Origin of the sequence: Roseicitreum antarcticum, from assembly GCF_014681765.1 — a bacterium.
Classification (GTDB): domain Bacteria; phylum Pseudomonadota; class Alphaproteobacteria; order Rhodobacterales; family Rhodobacteraceae; genus Roseicitreum; species Roseicitreum antarcticum.
Genome location: NZ_CP061498.1, coordinates 208,558 through 228,069, shown reverse-complemented (window position 1 = coordinate 228,069; position 19,512 = coordinate 208,558). Strand labels below are relative to the sequence as shown.

Genomic DNA, 19,512 nt, shown 5'->3' with positions numbered 1-19,512 from the left:
AATGCAACGTGGGGGGAGACACGGCATGGATTTTGCGCGTACCGAAGAACAGACTGCCATTTTTGACATGGCGCATGCCTTTGGTCAGGAGCATATCGCCCCCCATGCGCGGGCGTGGGAAGTGGCGGGCACCATCCCGCGCGACCTGTGGCCAAAGCTCGCCGAACTGGGCTTTGGCGGGCTTTATGTGTCCGAGGATGCGGGCGGCTCTGGCCTGTCGCGGCTGGATGCCACCCTGGTGTTCGAGGCGCTGTCGATGGCCTGCCCCTCGGTCGCGGCGTTCCTGTCGATCCACAACATGTGTGCCGCGATGCTGGACCGCTACGGCAGCGATGACCTGAAAGCGCGCTACCTGCCCGCCGCCCTGTCGATGGAGAAAATCCTGTCCTATTGCCTGACCGAACCGGGATCAGGCTCGGACGCGGCCGCGCTGAAGACCCGCGCAGCGGCTGGCCCCGATGGGTATTTGCTGAACGGCACCAAGGCCTTCATCTCGGGCGGGGGCTATTCCGACACCTATATCGTGATGTGCCGCACCGGGGCCGAGGGCGCGCGCGGGGTTTCCGCCTTGGTGGTGGATGCCGACGCCCCCGGCCTGTCCTTCGGCGGGCTGGAGGACAAGATGGGCTGGCGCGCGCAACCCACGCGGCAGGTCCAACTTGACGATTGCCACGTTGCGCGCGAAAATCTGATCGGCGAGGAAGGCGCGGGCTTTCGCTATGCCATGGCGGGGCTGGACGGGGGGCGGCTCAACATCGCCGCATGCAGCCTTGGCGGCGCGCAGGCGGGTCTGGATGCGACGCTGACCTATATGGCGGACCGCAAGGCCTTCGGGCAGCCGCTGGACCAGTTTCAGGCGCTGCAATTCCGGCTGGCCGACATGCAGATCGACCTGCAAGCCGCCCGCGTCTTCTTGCATCAGGCGGCGTGGAAGCTGGACAATGGTGCGCCCGATGCCACGATGGCCTGCGCCATGGCAAAGAAATTCGTGACCGAGGCGGGCTCACGCAGTGTCGATCAATGCCTGCAACTGCACGGCGGTTACGGCTATCTGGCCGATTACGGGATCGAAAAACTGGTCCGCGACCTGCGCGTGCACCAGATCCTGGAAGGGACCAATGAAATCATGCGCCTGATCGTGGCGCGACAAATGCTTGCGGGCGGAGGAAGAAGTTAATGGCAGATGTGGACATTCGCGTTGAAGGGCATGCAGGCCGGATCACCCTGAACCGACCGCAGGCGCTGAACGCGCTGACACATGACATCTGCACCCAGATCAGCGACGCGCTGCACCGCTGGGTCACCGATGACGCCGTGGCGTTGGTCATTCTGGATGCGGTGGGCACGCGCGCGTTTTGCGCGGGCGGCGACATCGCGCAGATCCATGCGGCGGGCAGCGCGGGGGATTTCGACACCGCACGCGCCTTCTGGCGCGATGAATATGCGCTGAACCTCTACCTTTCGACCTATCCCAAACCCATTGTCTCGATGATGCAGGGGTACGTTATGGGCGGCGGCGTGGGGCTTGGCTGCCACGTGCGCCACCGCGTGGTGGGCGAAAGCACCCGCATCTCCATGCCCGAATGCGCCATCGGCCTGATCCCCGATGTGGGCGGCACCTACCTTCTGGCCCGCGCGCCGGGCCAGATGGGCCTTTACCTGGGCCTGACCGGCGCGCGCATGGGACCGGGCGATGCGATCTGGTGCGGCTTTGCCGATCATTTCATCCCCGAAATCGCCTGGCCCGGGGTGACAGCGGCGCTGTGCGAAACCGGCAGGCTGGACGCGCTTTATGCCCGGCTGACCGTGCCGCCACATGCGCAGCTGGGCGATATTGCCCGCACGGTGGATGCAGCCTTCAGCGCCGCCTCGGTGACCGAGGTAATGGCCGAACTGGACCTCAACGCCGAGGATTGGGCCGTGACCGCGCACAAGGCATTGCAGCACAACAGCCCGCTCTCGACCAGCCTGACCCGCGCCATGATCACCGCGCGGCCGACCACGCTGGCGGCAGCCCTGCGGCAGGAATACCGCGCCACGCACCGGCTGGTAAAGGAAGGCGACCTCTTGGAAGGCATCCGCGCCCAGATCATCGAGAAAGACCGCAGCCCGCGCTGGCGCCACGGCGCACCGTATAATGTGACCGAGGCCGAAGTTGATGCGGTTCTGGCGCCGTTGGGACCCGATGAGCTGGTCTTGACGGTCTGACACAAACGGCCAAAGCCACACGGCCATTACAAAAACGGCCATTAGAAAAAACGGCCACAATAATAATGGGGGGGGGAACCATGAAGATCGGATTTATCGGGCTGGGCAATATGGGCGGGCCAATGGCCGCCAATCTGGCAGCGGCAGGGCATGAGGTGGCGGGCTTCGATCTGCACGCCCCGATGCCTGCGGGCGTACAAGATGCCCGCAGCGCCGAAGCGGCTGCAACCGATGCCGATGTGGTCATCACCATGCTCCCCAATGGCGCGATCTTGCGCAGCGTGGCCGCGCAGCTTGTCCCCGCGATGCGCGCGGGCGCGGTGCTGTGCGATTGCTCCACCGTCGATGTGGACAGCGCCCGCGCGGTGGCGGAACAGGCGCAGGCCGCAGGCATCGGTGCGTTGGATGCACCGGTATCGGGCGGCGTCGGCGGGGCGACGGCGGGCACGCTGACTTTCATGGTGGGCGGCAGCGCGGCGGCTTTTGCCACCGCAGCCGCGCTTTTTGACGTGATGGGCGCAAAGGCGGTGCATTGCGGCGATGCAGGCGCAGGACAGGCTGCCAAGATATGCAACAACATGATCCTCGGCGTGACGATGATCGCCACCTGCGAGGCATTCGCGCTGGCCGACAAGCTGGGGCTGGACCGCCAGAAGATGTTCGATGTCGTCTCAACTTCTTCTGGCTACAGCTGGTCGATGAACGCCTATTGCCCCGCGCCGGGCATCGGGCCGCAATCGCCCGCCGACAATGACTACAAACCGGGCTTTGCTGCGGACCTGATGCTGAAGGATCTGCGGCTGGCGCAACAGGCGGCAGAAGGGGCCGATGCCGACACGCCGCTGGGCACCGCCGCCACAGCACTTTACGCGCGTTTCGTCGAGGAAGAAGACGGCACAGGCCGCGACTTTTCTGCCATGCTGCCCCGCTTCGCATCGCGCGGGCGCGGGTAGCGGCGCCGGCGTATCGGGGGCGCATCGAGGCCGCATCGGGTGGCGCAGATACTGGCCAAAGGGTTCTAAACGCCCTTTCCGCCCCCGACCATTACACCATAAATACGCAAAACCCCGGCACATGGCCGGGGTTTTGCGTTCGGGGCGGGCGCGGGTCTGCGCCCTGCCCCCGTCAAATCGTAAGATCACCCTGCAACAGGTTGATCGCTTTGGGTTTCCGCCGCGCGGCGGCCCTTGTTCTGGTCCATGAAGGTGTCGAACTCGGCCTTGTCCTTGGCGTCGCGCAGCCGCTCCAGGAAGCTGTCGAACGCCGATTGCTCGTCTTCCAGCCGCTTGAGGGTTTCGGCCTTGTAGGCCTCGAACGCCACGTTGCCACTGTCACGCAGCGCCCCGGTGGGCATGCGGTTGCGATTCTTGCACGATTTGTTGCCAAACATTTTCTTTCCCCAGATCATATATGCCAGAAGTGCCAGGCCGACCGGCCAGAACACGATGAAGCCCAGAACCATGGCGGCGATCCACGCGCCCTTGCCATAGGAATCAAGCCAGTTTTCAGCCCGTGCGGGCCAGGATAAAAAAGCAGTTGCAGTCGCCATGATCAGTATCTCCTCTGTGCGCCTCGGTCAGTGTTAATGTTATTCACATTTACATAGATGGCAAGTCCTATTGTCCATTCAAGGCCCGGGGCGCAGTTTTTTGCGAAATTCCGCGCAGGCCCCGCCGCCTCAGCTGTCGGCGTCCAGAAATCCCAGGCCCCGCAGGTAGATGCCGATGCCGGTTTCCAGCAATTGTTCGGGCGGGAACGGCGTGCGCGCGCCCGGCGCGCCGCGGGCATAAAGCTCGACAATCCCGTGGCTCAGCGCGCTGACATGCGCGGCAAACATCGCGGGCGGCGGGCGTCGTTCGGGTGGGATGCGGGCCGAAAGCGCCTCGGCCGCGCGGGTCAGCACGCGATTCGCCCGCGCCGAGGCCTGCGCCAGATCTGGCGTTGCCCCCGGCGACACCCCGGATTCGAACATCGCCACATAATGCCCCGGATGCTTGCGCGCAAAGGCCAAATAGGCCCGGCCCACCGTCTCGAACGCGGCAAGGGGCGACGGCTTGCCCCCATTATACGCGTATTCCAACAGATCCGCGAACAGCTCGAACCCCTGCAAGGCCAGTTCGGCAATCAGATCCTCGCGCCCGCCGAAATGCCGGTAGGGCGCGGCGGCGGACACGCCGGCCAGCTTCGCGGCCTCGGCCATGGTAAAGCCCTGCGGTCCCTTGTCCGCGATCAGGTCCAGCGTGGCCTCAACCAGCGCCTGCCGCAGATTTCCGTGGTGATAGCCCTGTTTAGCCATGGCGCGGCGACCTTGGACGGGGGGCGGGGATGCGGTGCATAGGCGGTCCTGACAATAAGCGCCGATATATAGCACGGATATAGCGGTAAAGTTCAACCAGTGAACCGCCGGGCAGCGCTTGCCCCCTGCGACATGATCGCAAAGGCCCGTATCTCAGCGCGCGGGCATCGGCGACCGCGTGCTCTGCCAGAACCGACATAAAGCGGCGCATCGCCCTTCTCTCCCCCAGCCGCCTTTGATACCACACCTGTTAAGGATCACGCCGGAGGGAGGGCAGGATGAAAACCACCGTACATCTGAACGCACGCGAAACGCCGCTGGCCATCTTGTCGATCTGCGCGGGCGTGGCCTTTCTGATCGGCAACGACATCATGGCGAAACTGCTGACCGAACGCTACGCGCCAATCCAGATCATCTTTTTGCGCAATCTGATCGCGGTGCCGGTCATCGCCGCGCTGATCTATGCAATCTATGGCGCTGCGGCGTTGCGCACGGGCCACCTGCGTCTGCACGCACTGCGCGGCCTGGTGATGGTCGCCGCCGCCTGGAGCTATTTCACGTCGCTCATCTACCTGCCGCTGGCCGAGGCGACGGCGCTGGTCTTCTCGGCCCCCATCTTCATCACCGCGCTGTCGGTGCCGCTGCTGGGCGAAAAGGTGGGCTGGCGGCGCTGGGCCGCAGTACTGCTGGGTTTTGCGGGCGTGCTGGTCATCGTGCGGCCCGGGGGCGCGACGTTCCAGATGGCATCGCTGCTGCCCATCGGCACGGCGCTCTTGTATGCGATCTTCATGATCAGCGCACGCTGGATCGGACGGGCCGAACGGGTCTGGACGATGATGCTCTATGTCATGGTGTTCCCGCTGATCTACGCCGCCCCCTTCGCTTTCGCCGACTGGACGCCGATAAGGCTGGAAGACATGGGAATGTTCGTGGCCATCGCGGCCTTCGGCAGCCTGGGGATCACGCTGATCGGGCAGGCTTTCCGGCTGGCCCCGGCAGCGATCGTCGCGCCCTTCGACTATACCGCGCTGATCTGGGCAACCGGGCTGGGCTGGCTGATCTGGGGCGATGTCCCGGTGATCTGGACGCTGCTGGGTGCCGCGATTATCGCGGTCAGCGGCATCATCATCATCTTGCGCGAGGCCCGGCAAACCCCGTAAATGCGCCGCTTGTCCCGCAATAAACCCCATTTGCGCCCCCCCACGCAATTAACGCCTGACAGGCGCGGAATCACCGCGCTTTTGTCCTGCTTTTTAAGGTTCGGTTGAATTACCCATGACATAGTTTAAGGTCAGGCGTACCCATGAATTCAGGACACAGCATGACTGAGAAGAACTCAGAAAAAGGATATGTCGCAATTTTGGGTTGGAGCTTGCGCTGCATTGACGGGCTTGAAAGATTCGACCGCCGCGATGTGATCGTCGCCCCCGCATGGGCCGAAAGCTATGCAAAAGAACATGATATCCCCTTCATTCAATGTCTTCGAACCGCTGAAACGCGCCTATGGCTTCAACGCCTGTCAGGCCATGGTGCTGGTCTTCGACCCCAAGACGACGAAAGAGGAACTCGACACCTTCTTCCCCAAGGAGGTCGTGCTTCCCCAAGGAGGTCTTGCTTCCCTAAGGAGGTCGTGGATGCCAAAGGTCAAGCCGGGTGCTTCGGCGTCTACCCGCGCCGCCGCGTGGTCAGCAACCTGGAAATCCCCGAGGCGACGGAAAGTCAGCCGTACTTCGATGTCCACGCACTCAACCCGCCGCATGAGCAGAAGGTGACCAAACGCACCGCCTTCGGCACGCACTGGGGGCTGGCCCATTTCTTCGGCGACGACGCGGTCGAAATGCGCGACCTGCTGAAAGCGCAAGAAGGGCGTGACTGCTACCTCTGACACCCCGTCCCGGGGGGCGCGATGTCCCGGGCGGCAGCCACAATATCTTGACGGCTGCCGGTACCTTCAGGGGGCGATGCCAAATCGCGTCGCCCCGCCATCATTCACCGCCAGGTGCCACCAGATGTGGCGTTCGGCGGTAACCCACCCACTGCCCCTGCGCCCCTGCTTGCATTCGCAGGGCGTTGCGGACAAAATAAGACGAACATTTGAAGAAGAGGTCCTTGTTGTGACAAATGCCGATGCGCACACGATCGCCGACAGCGCGGGGGGCCTGAAGATATTGCTCGACCAGCTGGACCGGCTGACGCTGACGCTGACGCTGCACGATGCATCGCGGACCGGCAAGCACGCCCATGCGATGCAGGTGCTGGACGCGGCGTGCCGCGTGCTCGCGCATGACGACGGGCTGCCCGAACTGCGCCGCCGCGCCGGTGCATTGTCGGATGCGGGCATCTTTGCGGGCACCGATTGGGACGCGCCCGCCAACCTGCTGCCCAGACTGGTCAAGCACACGCTGACCTATGCCGAACCGCCCACCATCACGCTGGAGGCGCTGAGCCTTCTGCGCTTCCTGACGGTGGCGCAGGACGGCCACGTCAACCCAGCCCTGCCCCCCGATCAGGCAAGGCAATTCCTCACTCAGGTGCTGGCGCTGAACCTCGACCGCCTGCTGGGCACAGCCGCCGATGAGGCGCAGCGCGGGGCGCGCGGGCCGCTGGCCCCTGCCGTGGACCGGCTGATGCGCTACCTGATGGCCGAAGTCGGGACCGAAAGCATCCTCGACAATCTGATCGCCGAGATCTGGCGCATCATGGCGCAACGTCCGATCCAGGTGGACCACGTCAAATCCATGGTGGTGCAGATCGCGCTGGCGCTGAACAGCGGCAATGCCCACAGCCCGACCGCACATCTCGGGGCCGACCGGCTGATCAGCGCGCTTTTCGGGCCCTCGATGCTCAGCCGCGAAGATCCGGGCATCCCCGCCTATCTGGACCGGCTCGCGCGCGCCGATCAGCGCATGGTCCATGATGAGGCGTTGGCCATGGCGCGCGCCATGCATGACACCGGCCTCGTGTCCGATTATCACGCCGCCTTCCTGCGCTGGACGCTGGAGGCCGGTCACCCCCGCATGCTGCCCGAGGCACTGGGCCTGTCCAGCACCGGCCTTGACGCGCTGCGCTGTTATGAGGCGCTGGTGCGCGCGCTGATTGATGCTGCGATCCAACCCGGCACCGCGCAAGCGGTCTATGGCCTGTCGCTGATGCTGGAACGCGGCATCCTCTATTCCCCGCCCATCGCACCCTCGCTCTGGCGGCTGCTGGAAACCCCACTCAGCGCCGAGTGCGGCACCGCCCTTGAAAGCGCCTGCGGCACCGCGTTGCCCGCCCAGACGCATCTGATCGCGGGCGTGCTGCTGCTGCTGGGGCAGCCGCTGGGCGTCGGTCAGGGCAACAACCCCACCTGCCAATCGGCGCGCGCGTTGTCGATGTGGGCGCTGAACGACCCCGACTTCCTGTTGTGGCTGATCGCGCAGGTCTCGCGCGGGGACCGGCTGCTGATGCATTTCGAGGGGGCGCCGCTGGACACCTCCACCCTGCCCCCGGGCCTTGCCACGCTGACGCCGCTGGACGCCGACCCGGTGTCGGTGCTGCTGGTGCCCCATCTGGACCGGGCCTATGCCGAACTGGGCCGCCGCTGCGCGGGCCGGGGCGAGGACCCCCACCGCTGGATCAACCCCGAACTGCACGGCTGGTGGGTCGGGCGGGAATTCCACATCTCGGTCGATGTCGCCACCGGCGCGCTGAAGGATTATGAGGGGTTCTTGCGCAATTTCCACGCGGCTTATCACCCGATGTTCAACGGCAACCAGCCGGTGATCCACCCACAGCCCGCCGGGATCGCGGTGACCGATGCAAATGGCGGCTTCATCGGCTGGCACGCGATCACGCTGATCCGCGTCGGGCTGGACCCCGACGATCACATGCGGGTGTATTTCTTCAACCCCAACAACGACAGCGGGCAGGATTGGGGCAATGGCGTCGTCGTGTCGACCCATGGGCATGGGGAACGGTTCGGCGAAGGCTCGCTGCTGTTTGGCGAATTCGCCTCGCGGCTGTATCTGTTCCACGATGACGGCTTGCAGCGCATGGCGCAGGTCGACGTGCCCGATGACCAGATCGCCGAGATCGCCGCCATGGGCCGCGCCACCTGGGCCGTGGGCCGGGCCGATCTGGAGGTCTGAGGCGTGCCAGTCGCAGGGCTTTGCGGGTCACAGTACGGCGCAGGTCACAGGGCGGCGCGGGTCACAGGGCGGCGCGGGTCACAGGGTGGCGCAGGTCACAGGGTGGCGCGGGGTCGCAGGGCGGCGCAGGTCGCAGGGCGGCGCAGGTCACAGGCTGTGCGCAGGTCGCAGGGCTGTGCGGGGTCAAAGGGTGGCGCAGATCACAGGGTGGCGCGGCGCAGGTCATTCTGGCTGCCACGCCGATCCACCGGGGGGAAACAATCCCCCGGCCCAGCAAGCGACGGGGGCAAGCGACCGGGGCAAGCGGCGGGGGCCAGCATCCATGCCCGCGCGCACAGCACGCGTATGTCGGTGATGATCGCCAAGCCGCGTGGCGCGCGCCTCGCCGCCCCCTGACACCCCATCCAAACCACAGGCCCCCAGATGACCCCCAGTCCCAGCCAGACCCTTGCAGGCAAGACAATCGTCGCCGACGCCTTCCATGCCCCCACGCGTGGACAGGTCGAATTCCTGCCCGCTGCGGCAATCACCCTTGACCCCGATGGGGTCATCGCAAAGGTGTCCCACGACATCCCCGACGACGCAATCCACCTGCCCGCAGGCCATGTCTTGCTGCCCGGGCTGGTCGATCTGCATGTCCACGCGCCGCAATTCCCGCAACTCGGCTCGGCCCTCGACGTGCCGCTGGAGGATTGGCTGCAAACCTACACCTTCCCGCTCGAGGCGCGCTACAGCGACACCGATTTCGCCGCCAGCGTCTATGCGGCCCTGATCGACCACATGCTGCGCGCAGGCACCACCACCGCCCTGCATTTCGCCACGATCCACCTGCCCGCCACCAGGATACTGGCCGACATCTGCATGGCAAAGGGCCAGCGCGCGCTGATCGGCAAGGTGGCGATGGACCATCCCGACACCTGCCCCGATTACTACCGCGATGCCGATGCCGACACCTCGGTGGCCGAAACCCGCGCGCTGATCGACTATATCAACCACCACCCCGACAACGCCGACCGCCGCGTGCTGCCTGTCATCACGCCGCGCTTCGTGCCCGCCTGCACCGATGCCTGCCTGCACGGACTGGGCGCGCTTGCGCTTGAGACCGGCACCCGCGTGCAGACCCATGTGTCCGAAAGCGACTGGGAGCACGCCCATGTGTTTGACCGCATGGGCATGAGCGATACCGAAACCCTCGACCATTTCGGCCTCTTGCGCGACCATACCGTGCTGGCCCATGCCAATTTCCTGTCGGGCACCGATATGGACCTGATCGCGGCGCGCGGCGGCGGCATTGCGCATTGCCCGTGGTCTAACATCTACTTCGCCAACGCGGTCTTCCCGCTGCGCGACGCGCTGGCACGCGGGCTGCGCGTGGGGCTGGGCACCGATATTTCGGGTGGCCCCATCGGCACCGTGTGGGAAGCCGCAAGGATGAGCGTCGCCGCCGCCCGCATGCTCGAAAGCGGCACCGACCCGGCCCGCGCCCCGCAAGAAAGGGGCCGCGACGCGGCCCGCATCGACATCGCCACCGCCTTTCATCTGGCCACGCGCGGCGGCGCGCAGGCCCTGGGCCTCGATGTCGGCAGCTTTGAGGTCGGCATGCGCTTTGACGCCATCGCCATCGACCCGGCAGCACCACTGGGCCAGATCGTCGTTTACGGCGAAACCCCGCCGCTGCAACTGCTGGAAAAGATCATTTACGGCGCGACCAAGGCCAATGTCGCCCGCGTCTGGTCCGACGGCATCCAGCGGATCTGACGCCGCTTTATACGGCAGGCGCTAAGGGGCACGCCGCCCGCGCCCCGTCAATACGGGAGCCCGCCAATACGGCAGCCCGTCAATACGGCAGCCCGTCAATACGGCAACCCGATGTAATTCTCGGCCAGATCGCGCCGCGCGGTTTCCGATTGTGACAGGTGTTTCAGCGTCGCCTTGCGCATCTGCCCGGCAAAACTGTCCTCGCCGTCGAATTGGTGCAGCATGGTCGTCATCTGCCAGCTGAAGCGCATTGCCTTCCAGATCCGGGTCAGCGCGCGCGCCGAATAGCCGTCGATCCCGGCCGTATCGCCCGATTTCACCGCCGAGATCAGCGCCTGATACAGGTAAAACACGTCCGACGCCGCCAGGTTCAGCCCCTTCGCCCCGGTCGGCGGCACGATATGCGCGGCGTCCCCCACCAGGAACAACCGGCCCCAGCGCAGCGGCTCGCTGACGAAAGACCGCAGCGGCGCGATGGATTTCTCGATCGACGGGCCCGTCTCCATCGCCGCCGCCACATCCCCGGGCAGGCAGGCGCGCAGCTTGTCCCAGAAGCGTTGATCGCTCCACGCCTCCACCTTGTCGGTCAGCGGCACCTGCACGTAATACCGGCTGAGGTTTTCATTGCGCATCGAGGCCAGCGCGAACCCGTGCCCGGATGACGCATAGATCAGCTCTTCATGCGCGGGGCGGGTGCGCGACAGAACGCCCAGCCAGCCAAACGGGTAGACCCGCTCGAATTCTTGCCGCTTTGCGGCCGGGATGGTCTTGCGGCTGACCCCGTGGAACCCGTCACAGCCCGCGACATAGGCGCAGGTCAGGCGCTTGCGTTCGCCGTTCAGCGTGTATTCCACGGCAGGCGCAGGGGTATCGGCGCCGTCGATCACCACATCTTGCACGCCATGGATCACCGTGGCGCCCATGGCCTCCTGCGCCGCATAAAGGTCTGCCGTTACCTCGGTCTGGCCGTACACCATCACCGATTTGCCGGTCAGTTCCTCAAAGTTGATCCGCACCATCAGGTCGTCATCGGTCAGGTAGCACCCCGCGTGCGGATGCCCCTCGCGCATCATGCGCTCAGCAACACCGGCCTCTTGCAACAGCGCCATTGTACCCGCTTCCAGCACGCCCGCGCGGATGCGTGACAGCACATGCGCGCGGCTGGCGCGCTCCAGAACCACCGTCGCCACGCCCGCGCGGTTCAGCAGTTGCGACAGCAGCAGCCCCGATGGCCCCCCGCCAATGATGGCAACTTCGGTATCCATGGTGCGCGTCCTCCCTGATGGCCCTTCCGATCCTCTTGGCTAAGCTATATCTGCGCCGCAGGTAATGGCGTCACTGGGCAAGCCATGGTACTTATCGTGCATGAGCATCAAAAACCGGATTCCCGCCTTCGGGCTTTATGGCGAACAAGGCCAGTTCCCCGATGTGATCCATATAGAGGACTTTTCGGCCCGCGCCCCCCTGCACAACTGGCAGATTGCGCCGCATCGCCACGGTCAGATGGCACAGGTTTTCACCGTCGATGATGGCTGGCTGGAGGCACGCGCCGATGACGCGGCGGCCCAGCTTGAAACTGGTGATTTTCTATATATCCCAGTGAATTGTGTGCATTCCCTCACCTTCCGCCCCGGGGCGCGCGGCGCGGTCTTGTCCTTGCCTGCCAGCGTGGTGGGCGCCCTCTCGCCGCCGTCGCCACAGGTGGATGCGGCGCTGGCGCAACCGCGCTGGGGCCGGGTCGGCGCGCGGCTGGGCGCCGTTCTTGCCATGCTGCGCCAGACCGCACAGGGCAACGGGCCATTCCGCGCGCAGCAAGTGGTCGGAATGGCACATACCGTGCTTTCCCTTCTCGCCAGCACCCCCGGCGCGCGTGATGCCCTCTTGCCGCACCACCGCAGCGCGCGGCTGGCCGGTCTCGACACGCTGATCAGCCAGCACCGCGCGGCGGGCTGGACCGCGTCGGATTATGCGCGCGCGCTCTCGGTCAGCACCGGACACCTCAGCCGGTTGTGCCGCGCCGCCACCGGGCATGGCGCGGCAGCTTACATCGAACATCGTATCATGGAAGAGGCTTGTCGCCTGCTGGCCTTCACCCGCCTGCCTGTGGCCGAGGTGGGCTACCGGCTGGGCTATATTGACCCGCCCTATTTCACTAAGCGTTTCAAGCGGGTACGCGGGCAAACCCCGGGGGAGTACCGCGCCATTTTCGCGGGCTGAGGGCGCTCTTTCGCCGGGACCAATCCTCGGCCGTCGCGCCATTTTCGCGCGCACAAGATGCACGCAGCGCTGTATTTGACAGGCGCCTGTCATTCCTTGCGATACGTCGATCATTGCTATTCCTCAGCGCATTAACCTTTCGCACCGCCGCCCCCGGCGCGCGCTCCGTTAACCACGCCCGATACGGGTGCAAAGCCATACTGTTTCCATACTGGAACCAGACGGTTTCCAGACACCACAAACCCCGGGTTTTCCCCACATTAACCTCTGATTCGTGCCCCGATTGCCCGCCACGGGCAGTGCCGCCGCGACCGCCCCTTTAACCAGCTTGTGCAAATGCGCCGGGTCAAGCGCGCCTCCGCGCGCCCGGGCGGGGTATTCCCGCCCGAAGCCCTGCGCCACATCCCGCCATAACGCTCTGATTCAAATTGATATGATGGAAAGAAGCCACCCAGTGACGCGCCCGAACTCCCGGCCCGCCGGAACCAATTGTTAAGGTGTCTGTGCGACACCTTGGGACGCAAAAGCGAAAGGATGTGGCTGAAAGACATGAGCGTAAAGATCCCGACTCCAAAGCGGCTTTCAAGCCTGCTGACGCTGATGACCGTCTGCGCCATTATCATTTTCATAGGCACCCTCTTCGGCGTCGCCACGCGACTGGCATCAGATTTCGACGATAACGCCCGCAAGGACGCGGTGCAGCGGGTCGAGTCCGGGCTGCGGATCATGACCGAACGGCTGGTTGCGACCAGCGTGGACTATGCCAATTGGACCGACCATTATCTGGCAGTACAGCACCGGAACATAGTCTGGCTGGCTGAGAATGTCGGCGTCGCCGTGCAGGAAGCCAACCTTACCTCTCTTGTCATTGTGGGCGGCGGTCCGCTGGAAGGCATTCATGGCTGGTCGCATGATAGACATAACCAACTGACTGAAATAGACTTTCAGGAGGTGTTCGATTTCGCCGCGACCTATTTTGCAGAAAACGGCGCGGCCCCGGACGCAGGTCCGCTGACCGCCTACCGCTGGATCGGCGGTGAATTGTGGTTGCTGGCCATCGACTACATCTTGCCTGGTGCCGCGATGCGCGGTCCGCTGTTACCGACCGCAAAACTGATTCTTGGCTGGCCGGTCTCCAGTCGGCTGCCGCTCATTCTGGGCGACACCTTGCTACTGTCCGATGTCCGGGTCCGGACGTTTCCGCAAGACAATGCGGCAGCTCTTGCGCTGCCGGCGTCTGGCGGCCCGCCGACCTGGATAACCTGGACGCTGCCCACGCCGGGTACACATGCGATCACCGCAGTCATCGCGCCTACGGGGGTGGCGCTGGCGCTGCTGCTTTTGATGCTGGGCGCCTGCGTCTTTGTCGCGCGCGGGCTCGCCAACGACCTCGACCACGCGCTTTGCACCGCGACCGCCGCCAGCCAGGCGAAATCGGGTTTCCTCACCCATATGAGCCATGAGATCCGGACACCGCTCAACGGCGTGATCGGCATGGCGGAGCTTCTGGGCAACACGCGACTGGACGCCGAACAGCGCGGAATGTTGGCAATCATCCAACACTCTGGTGATAATTTATTAAAACTTATCAATGATATACTTGACCTCGCCCGTATCGAATCCGGCAAGCTGACGATCATCTCCGCGCCGTTCGCGCTGGAAAGCGTGGTCGCACAGGTTGAAGCGCTGCACGGCACGATCGCGGGGGCCAAGGGCGTGGCCCTGGAAGTGCGGCGCGGCGCAGGCCTGCCCGATCTTGTGCAGGGGGATGAGACCCGCATGCTTCAGATCCTCAACAATGTACTGGGCAATGCGGTGAAATTTACCGAGGCCGGGCAAATCGTAATGGAGGTTTCGAGTGACCACGAAGACCACATCGTCTTTTGCGTGACGGACACCGGCATCGGGATGACAGAGGAACAGATCTCGCGCTTTTTCATCGCCTTTGAGCAGGCAGATGCCGAAACGGCCCAGCGCTTCGGCGGCACCGGGCTGGGCATGTCCATCGTCAAGCAACTGGTTGAAGTCATGGGTGGAAGCATATCGGTCGACAGCACGCCGGGTCAGGGTACTGGCGTCACCATCCGCCTGCCCTCACGCGTTGCCGGGGCCCCCACTCTGCCCGCAACACCCGGCGCAACCCCGACATTGTCCGCCGGTCCCAAGGTAGGCGCAGCTGATATGTCCGATACGGCGCCAGGCGGCACCACAGGCACAAACGATCACGCAATCGCAGCCACAGGTTCCGGCCCCGACCCGGGCGCTGTTCCGGCACCGGACGAAAGGCTGACCACCCTAAGGTTGCTTGTTGCCGAGGACAACGCCACCAACCGGCATATCCTGGCCCTCATGCTCGACAAGCTGGGGGTGCGGAGCACTTTCGCGAAAAACGGGGTCGAGGCATGTCAGTTCTGGCGCGACGGGCAATTTGATCTGATCCTGATGGATATCTCCATGCCGGTCATGGATGGCTTCGCAGCGCTGGCGCAGATCCAGCGCTGCGCGCGCGATTCCCGCCGCGCGCCGCCGTGCGTGATCGCCGTGACGGCGAATGTCATGGCAGCGCAGATCGAAAGCTACCAGGCGGCGGGCTTTGTCGACACGCTGGCCAAACCGATCCGGCGCGCGGCGCTGCACGAGGTGCTTTTGCGCCATTGCCGTCCGGCGGCGCCGGACGATCAGCGGCATCTCACCGGCCTTGCGCAGGACGGCGTGCTGTAGCAACGCCCCAACGCAGCGACACATGGGCGGAAACGGTCGGCCACAGCACGCGTCCGGCCCAAGGCTGCGCTGTGATGATGCCCCGAGGGTCGAGCGCCGGTCGGGGGAATGCGCAAGCCACAAGCGGGCGCGGACCAGGATCGGTCGGGCGCAGGATCACGCCGTGTTCTCGAAACGAACGGGGTGGGTCATGGCAGCGAACCAGTCGAAAACCGTCGGCAATCCGGGCGTCGCGGGGCCTTGCGCCTTTCACTGACACATCCCTGTCATGGAAACCAGCCATGGTGCAGGCGCAGGGTACGGGGATCGCCACGCCCAAGCGGCGGGCAGTACAGGGGCAAGGATCATGACGGCGACCGGGAGCGAGAGCGCACCAACGCCCGCAGCCACGGGCTGGCCCTCAGGCTGGACGTATCCCGTACGGGCCGTTGCAGCTGCAGTGCGCACAAAACGCGCGACCACACGGTGCGCCCCGAAAACCCTGGGTCGCATTGCGCCGCAAGGCGCTGCGCCGCAATTCACGGCCCCCAAGTCATCCCAAACCGAGGCACAGCAGCGCCGCGCAGCCGAAGGGTTGACCGCGCCAGATGCACCGACGCCGCCCCCCACCATGCCCATCGCCCCTGCCAACAGACCAATGGGCTCCGAAACCGGGGCGCCGCAGAATCGCGCGCCCCGGGAACATATGCCCGAAGGCCCTGCCAAGCGCCCCACCCCTACTGCCACTGACGCGCGCAAAACCGTGCCCTCGGGTATCACCAACCCCGTAGCCCCCCGGCACGATGGCCCAACGGAAAGCCTGCCCCCAGCCCGCATCGGTGAGGCCTGCACCGCGCCGACCCGCATCATGATCGTCAGCGATGCCTGGGAGCCGCAGGTCAACGGGGTCGTGCGCAGCTATCAAAACATCATCCGGGCCTTACGCCAACAGGACTGCACCGTGCGGGTCATCGGGCCGGCGGATTTCGCCACCCTGCCCGTGCCCGGCTACAGCGCGGTGCCACTGGCCATCCTGCCGTACCGTCGGCTGGCAGCGATGATCGACGCCTTCGCGCCGCAGGCCGTGCATATCGCGGTTGAGGGGCCGCTGGGCTGGGCGGCGCGGCGCTATTGCCTGCGCCGGGGGCTGCCATTTTCCACCTCTTTCCATACCAATTTTCCGGCCTATGCGGCACTGCGCACGCCGTGGTGGCTGGGGGGGCCGAAGCTTCTGGGGGGACCGGTGGCGCGGCTGACCACCGCGCTGGCCCGCCGCTTCCATGCGCGCGCGCACCACACGTTTGTCACCACCCCGTCCATGGAGGCCCTGCTGCGCGACTGGGGCTTTGCGGGTCAGTTGGTGCCGCTGTCGCGCGGGGTGGATTGCGACGTCTTCGCCCCCGTTGTCGCGGCGCCCACGCCCGGCAATGCGCCGCCCACACTTCTCTATGTCGGGCGGGTCGCGCCGGAAAAGGACATCGCGGCCTTCCTGCGCCTGACCGAGGAACAGACAGGCCCGGTGCGCAAGGTCGTCGTTGGCGACGGGCCGCAACGGGCCGCGCTGTCCCGCGCCTACCCGGATGTGGACTTTCGCGGCACACTGACCGGCGCGGCGCTGGCCGAAGCCTACCGGCGCGCGGATTGCTTCGTCTTCCCCTCGCGCACCGACACGTTCGGGATTGTCTTGATCGAGGCGATGGCCTCGGGCCTGCCGATCGCGGCGCATGACGTGCCGGGACCGCGCGACATCGTGACCGTGCCGATGCTGGGCGCAATCGATTCCGACCTTGGCCGCGCAGTGCGCCACGCGCTGCGCGCGCCCGGAAGCCGGGCCGCACGCCACGCCCATGCCCGCGCGCATTACAGTTGGGACAGCGTGGCCGAAAGCTTCCTGCACCACAGCAAGGAGATGCAGCCATGAGCCCCGCCACCGCATCACTGCCCACAGCCCCAGCCGCCACGCCGCGCCCCAGCTTGCCGCGGATGCGCGCGCTTTTCATCTCGGACCTGCATCTGGGCTACAAGGGTGCCGATATCCGCGCCCTTAACGAAATGCTGAAGGCCTGCGAGCCTGAGCATCTGTATCTGGTGGGCGATGTCTTCGACGGATGGAAGCTGGAAAAACGCTGGTACTGGACGCAGGATTATTGCGACCTGATCGACATCTTGATGAGTCTGCGCCGCCGCCGCGTGCCCATCACGCTGATCACAGGCAACCATGATGAGAAACTGCGCGAGGTCATCCCCAAACTGTTCCGCCCGCTGATCCTGTGCCGCTATGGCATCCGCATCGAGGAACGCTGCATGCACCGCACCGCGCGCGGCAAGAAACTGCTGGTGATCCATGGCGACCAATTCGACGGGGCCTTGTGGCGCGGCGGCTCGAAAATCGCCGACCAGGTGTGGGGTTGGCTGACCGAGCGCGGACTGATCCCGCCGCCACGTCCGGGGCGGCGCTGGTCGCTGCGCCGCGCCATCAACCGCGAAAATGGCAGCCTGAACGAGCGCCATGTCAGCGCAGCGCTGCGCCGCGCCATTCATGACGGCGCGGATGGCATCGTCTTTGGCCACAGCCATGTGCCCATTCTGGACCGGCGAGAGGGGAGGGCCGTGGCGAATTGCGGCGCCTGGACCGTGGCAGATGGCGGGATGCACACCGCGATCGCCGAAACGCCTGAGGGGCGGCTGGAAATGTTACATTGGCCCTCGACCCCGCGCCACAACGGCAAGACCGCTGCCCCCTGCACCCGCGACGAGGCCAGGCAAGAAGGCCCCCGATCAGAAACCGCCGAACACGCCCTGCCCGCCCCCGTCCTCAGCGTACAAGACCCCGATTCCGCCCGGCTGATCCGCTATGTCTATGCGCTGTGGCGGCCCATGCAGCCCGGCATGCGCAACCTGCCCCGGCCTGCGGCATCCCCCGCCGACGCAAGCACCAAGGCCGCTTTGCGCCCGACCGTCGCGGCCTGATCGGCGCACCGAGCAAGCCGGCCAGATCAACCACCTGACAGGCTTTACCGCAGACCCAATACTCCGGCCCCGTCCAAAAACGTATGGCCCAAGCGCCACCCCTTGGATCGCGCCATGCGACAAACCTGAGTATAAAGCGGTTGCAATTTTTATTGTAGCGCTTTAAATCCAGTTTCAGGGGGATTTCTAAAAATGCCGAAGGCGAATTCGCTGTCTGAACTTGCGCGCCATCTGGGCCTGTCGCCAACGACAGTCTCACGCGCACTGGCGCAGCATGAGGCGATTGCCAAGAAAACCCGCGAACGCGTCGCCAAAGCCGCGCTGGAAATGGGCTATGTCCCCAACCGCGCCGCACAGGCCCTGGCCTCGGGGCGGTCTGGCTTCGTGGGCTTCTTGTTACCCATGCGCGGTCGTGGGCTGGCCGACCCGTTTCTGGGCGAATTCGTCAGCGCCCTGACCGAGGAATTTGCTGCCAAGCAGGTGGAACTTCTCCTGTCCGCCGTGCCGCGCAACGGATCGGAACTGCTGCATCTGGAGCATCTGGTCACGTCGGGGCGGGTCGACGGCATCGTGCTCAGCCGGATCGAACTGGATGATGCGCGCGTGGCGATGCTGCGCGAGCGCGAGGTGCCGTTTGTCGCCCATGGCCGGATCGGCGCGGATGAAACTGGCTATAGCTGGCTGGACACCGACGGCGAAACTGCCTTTGCCGAAGCTTTCGCTCTGCTTTACGCGCAGGGCCACCGGCGCTTCGGCTTGCTGAGCCTGGATGAGCCGCTGACCTTCCGCCACAAGCGCGAAGCCGGGTTTACAAACGCTTTCACATCGCAGGGCGACCCAGATCTGTCGCTGCGCCAAGTCTCGTGCCCGCGCTATGACACCGAGGGCCGCGCCCGCGCCATTGCAGAAACGCTGGCAGGGCCAGACCGTCCCACCGCGATCCTGGCCGTGTCGGACGGGCTGGCGCTGGAGTTGATGGCCGCCGCACAGGCCACCGGTTTACGCGTGCCCGATGACCTGTCGGTGATCGGTTTCGACAACACGCCCTCGGCCGCGCATGTCACGCCGGGGCTGACGACATTTGATGCCCGCATTTCGGATTGTGCCACCCAGTTGGCCGAAATGCTGCTGGCGCGCATCGCCGCGCCCAAATCGCCGCATGCAACGCGGCTTTTACGTCCGCAACTTGTGTTGCGCCACTCGCACGGGGCAGCGCCCCACTGCGCTGCCTGA

Annotated in this window: 15 protein-coding genes; 12 read left to right on the top strand and 3 right to left on the bottom strand. The window is 65.2% G+C overall.

What is annotated here, in order from left to right; genetic code table 11:
• Window positions 1-25 precede the first annotated feature (25 nt).
• The 3 genes from H9529_RS01055 to mmsB all read left to right on the top strand — a co-directional run bounded on the left by H9529_RS01055 (window position 26) and on the right by mmsB (window position 3,161).
• Window positions 26-1,177: an acyl-CoA dehydrogenase family protein gene (locus tag H9529_RS01055; protein ID WP_092885721.1), complete on the top strand. Its 1,152-nt coding sequence runs from the start codon at window positions 26-28 to the stop codon at window positions 1,175-1,177.
• A complete protein-coding gene (locus H9529_RS01050; protein WP_092885719.1) occupies window positions 1,177-2,208 on the top strand; it encodes an enoyl-CoA hydratase/isomerase family protein in 1,032 nt (343 codons plus the stop codon). Before H9529_RS01055 ends, H9529_RS01050 begins: the two co-directional genes overlap by 1 nt.
• A gap of 80 nt (window positions 2,209-2,288) precedes the next feature.
• A complete protein-coding gene (mmsB, locus tag H9529_RS01045; RefSeq protein WP_092885717.1) occupies window positions 2,289-3,161 on the top strand; it encodes a 3-hydroxyisobutyrate dehydrogenase in 873 nt (290 codons plus the stop codon).
• A 185-nt stretch (window positions 3,162-3,346) separates the two neighbouring features.
• Here the strand turns inward: mmsB and H9529_RS01040 are convergent, their stop codons facing one another.
• Both H9529_RS01040 and H9529_RS01035 read right to left on the bottom strand, forming a co-directional pair.
• Window positions 3,347-3,757, bottom strand: coding sequence for a DUF2852 domain-containing protein (locus H9529_RS01040; RefSeq protein WP_092885715.1), 411 nt, complete (start codon window positions 3,755-3,757; stop codon window positions 3,347-3,349).
• A gap of 129 nt (window positions 3,758-3,886) precedes the next feature.
• Complete coding sequence (locus H9529_RS01035) at window positions 3,887-4,504, bottom strand: TetR/AcrR family transcriptional regulator (protein WP_092885713.1); 618 nt, start codon at window positions 4,502-4,504, stop codon at window positions 3,887-3,889.
• Window positions 4,505-4,782: 278 nt separating this feature from the next.
• On the opposite strand from H9529_RS01035, the gene H9529_RS01030 reads away from it, so the two are divergent.
• From H9529_RS01030 to H9529_RS01015, 4 genes are all read left to right on the top strand, one after another.
• Window positions 4,783-5,664 (top strand): DMT family transporter, encoded by an 882-nt coding sequence (locus tag H9529_RS01030; RefSeq protein WP_092885711.1) that lies wholly within the window; start codon window positions 4,783-4,785, stop codon window positions 5,662-5,664.
• Between the two features lie 161 nt (window positions 5,665-5,825).
• On the top strand, window positions 5,826-6,389 hold the full coding sequence (locus H9529_RS01025) for a hypothetical protein (protein ID WP_223814254.1): 564 nt from the start codon (window positions 5,826-5,828) through the stop codon (window positions 6,387-6,389).
• Between the two features lie 229 nt (window positions 6,390-6,618).
• Window positions 6,619-8,634 carry a hypothetical protein gene (locus H9529_RS01020; protein ID WP_092886259.1) on the top strand — a complete coding sequence of 672 codons (2,016 nt, stop codon included), beginning with the start codon at window positions 6,619-6,621 and terminating at the stop codon, window positions 8,632-8,634.
• Window positions 8,635-9,057: 423 nt separating this feature from the next.
• Window positions 9,058-10,392 carry an amidohydrolase family protein gene (locus H9529_RS01015; protein WP_092885709.1) on the top strand — a complete coding sequence of 445 codons (1,335 nt, stop codon included), beginning with the start codon at window positions 9,058-9,060 and terminating at the stop codon, window positions 10,390-10,392.
• Window positions 10,393-10,487: 95 nt separating this feature from the next.
• Here the strand turns inward: H9529_RS01015 and pobA are convergent, their stop codons facing one another.
• Window positions 10,488-11,657 carry a 4-hydroxybenzoate 3-monooxygenase gene (gene pobA, locus H9529_RS01010; protein ID WP_092885707.1) on the bottom strand — a complete coding sequence of 390 codons (1,170 nt, stop codon included), beginning with the start codon at window positions 11,655-11,657 and terminating at the stop codon, window positions 10,488-10,490.
• A gap of 100 nt (window positions 11,658-11,757) precedes the next feature.
• Between pobA and H9529_RS01005 the strand changes: the two genes are divergently transcribed.
• From H9529_RS01005 to H9529_RS00985, 5 genes are all read left to right on the top strand, one after another.
• Entirely contained in the window at window positions 11,758-12,609 is an 852-nt protein-coding gene (locus H9529_RS01005) for a helix-turn-helix domain-containing protein (RefSeq protein ID WP_223814253.1), read from the top strand.
• 549 nt (window positions 12,610-13,158) lie between these two features.
• Complete coding sequence (locus H9529_RS01000) at window positions 13,159-15,330, top strand: ATP-binding protein (RefSeq protein WP_176846874.1); 2,172 nt, start codon at window positions 13,159-13,161, stop codon at window positions 15,328-15,330.
• Between the two features lie 685 nt (window positions 15,331-16,015).
• Window positions 16,016-17,230: a glycosyltransferase family 4 protein gene (locus H9529_RS00995; RefSeq protein ID WP_218132091.1), complete on the top strand. Its 1,215-nt coding sequence runs from the start codon at window positions 16,016-16,018 to the stop codon at window positions 17,228-17,230.
• The gene (locus H9529_RS00990; protein ID WP_092885700.1) at window positions 17,227-18,279 is read left to right on the top strand and encodes a UDP-2,3-diacylglucosamine diphosphatase; all 1,053 of its coding nucleotides are present in this window, start codon (window positions 17,227-17,229) and stop codon (window positions 18,277-18,279) included. The genes H9529_RS00995 and H9529_RS00990 overlap by 4 nt, the downstream gene beginning before the upstream one ends.
• 192 nt (window positions 18,280-18,471) lie before the next feature.
• Entirely contained in the window at window positions 18,472-19,512 is a 1,041-nt protein-coding gene (locus H9529_RS00985; RefSeq protein WP_092885698.1) for a LacI family DNA-binding transcriptional regulator, read from the top strand.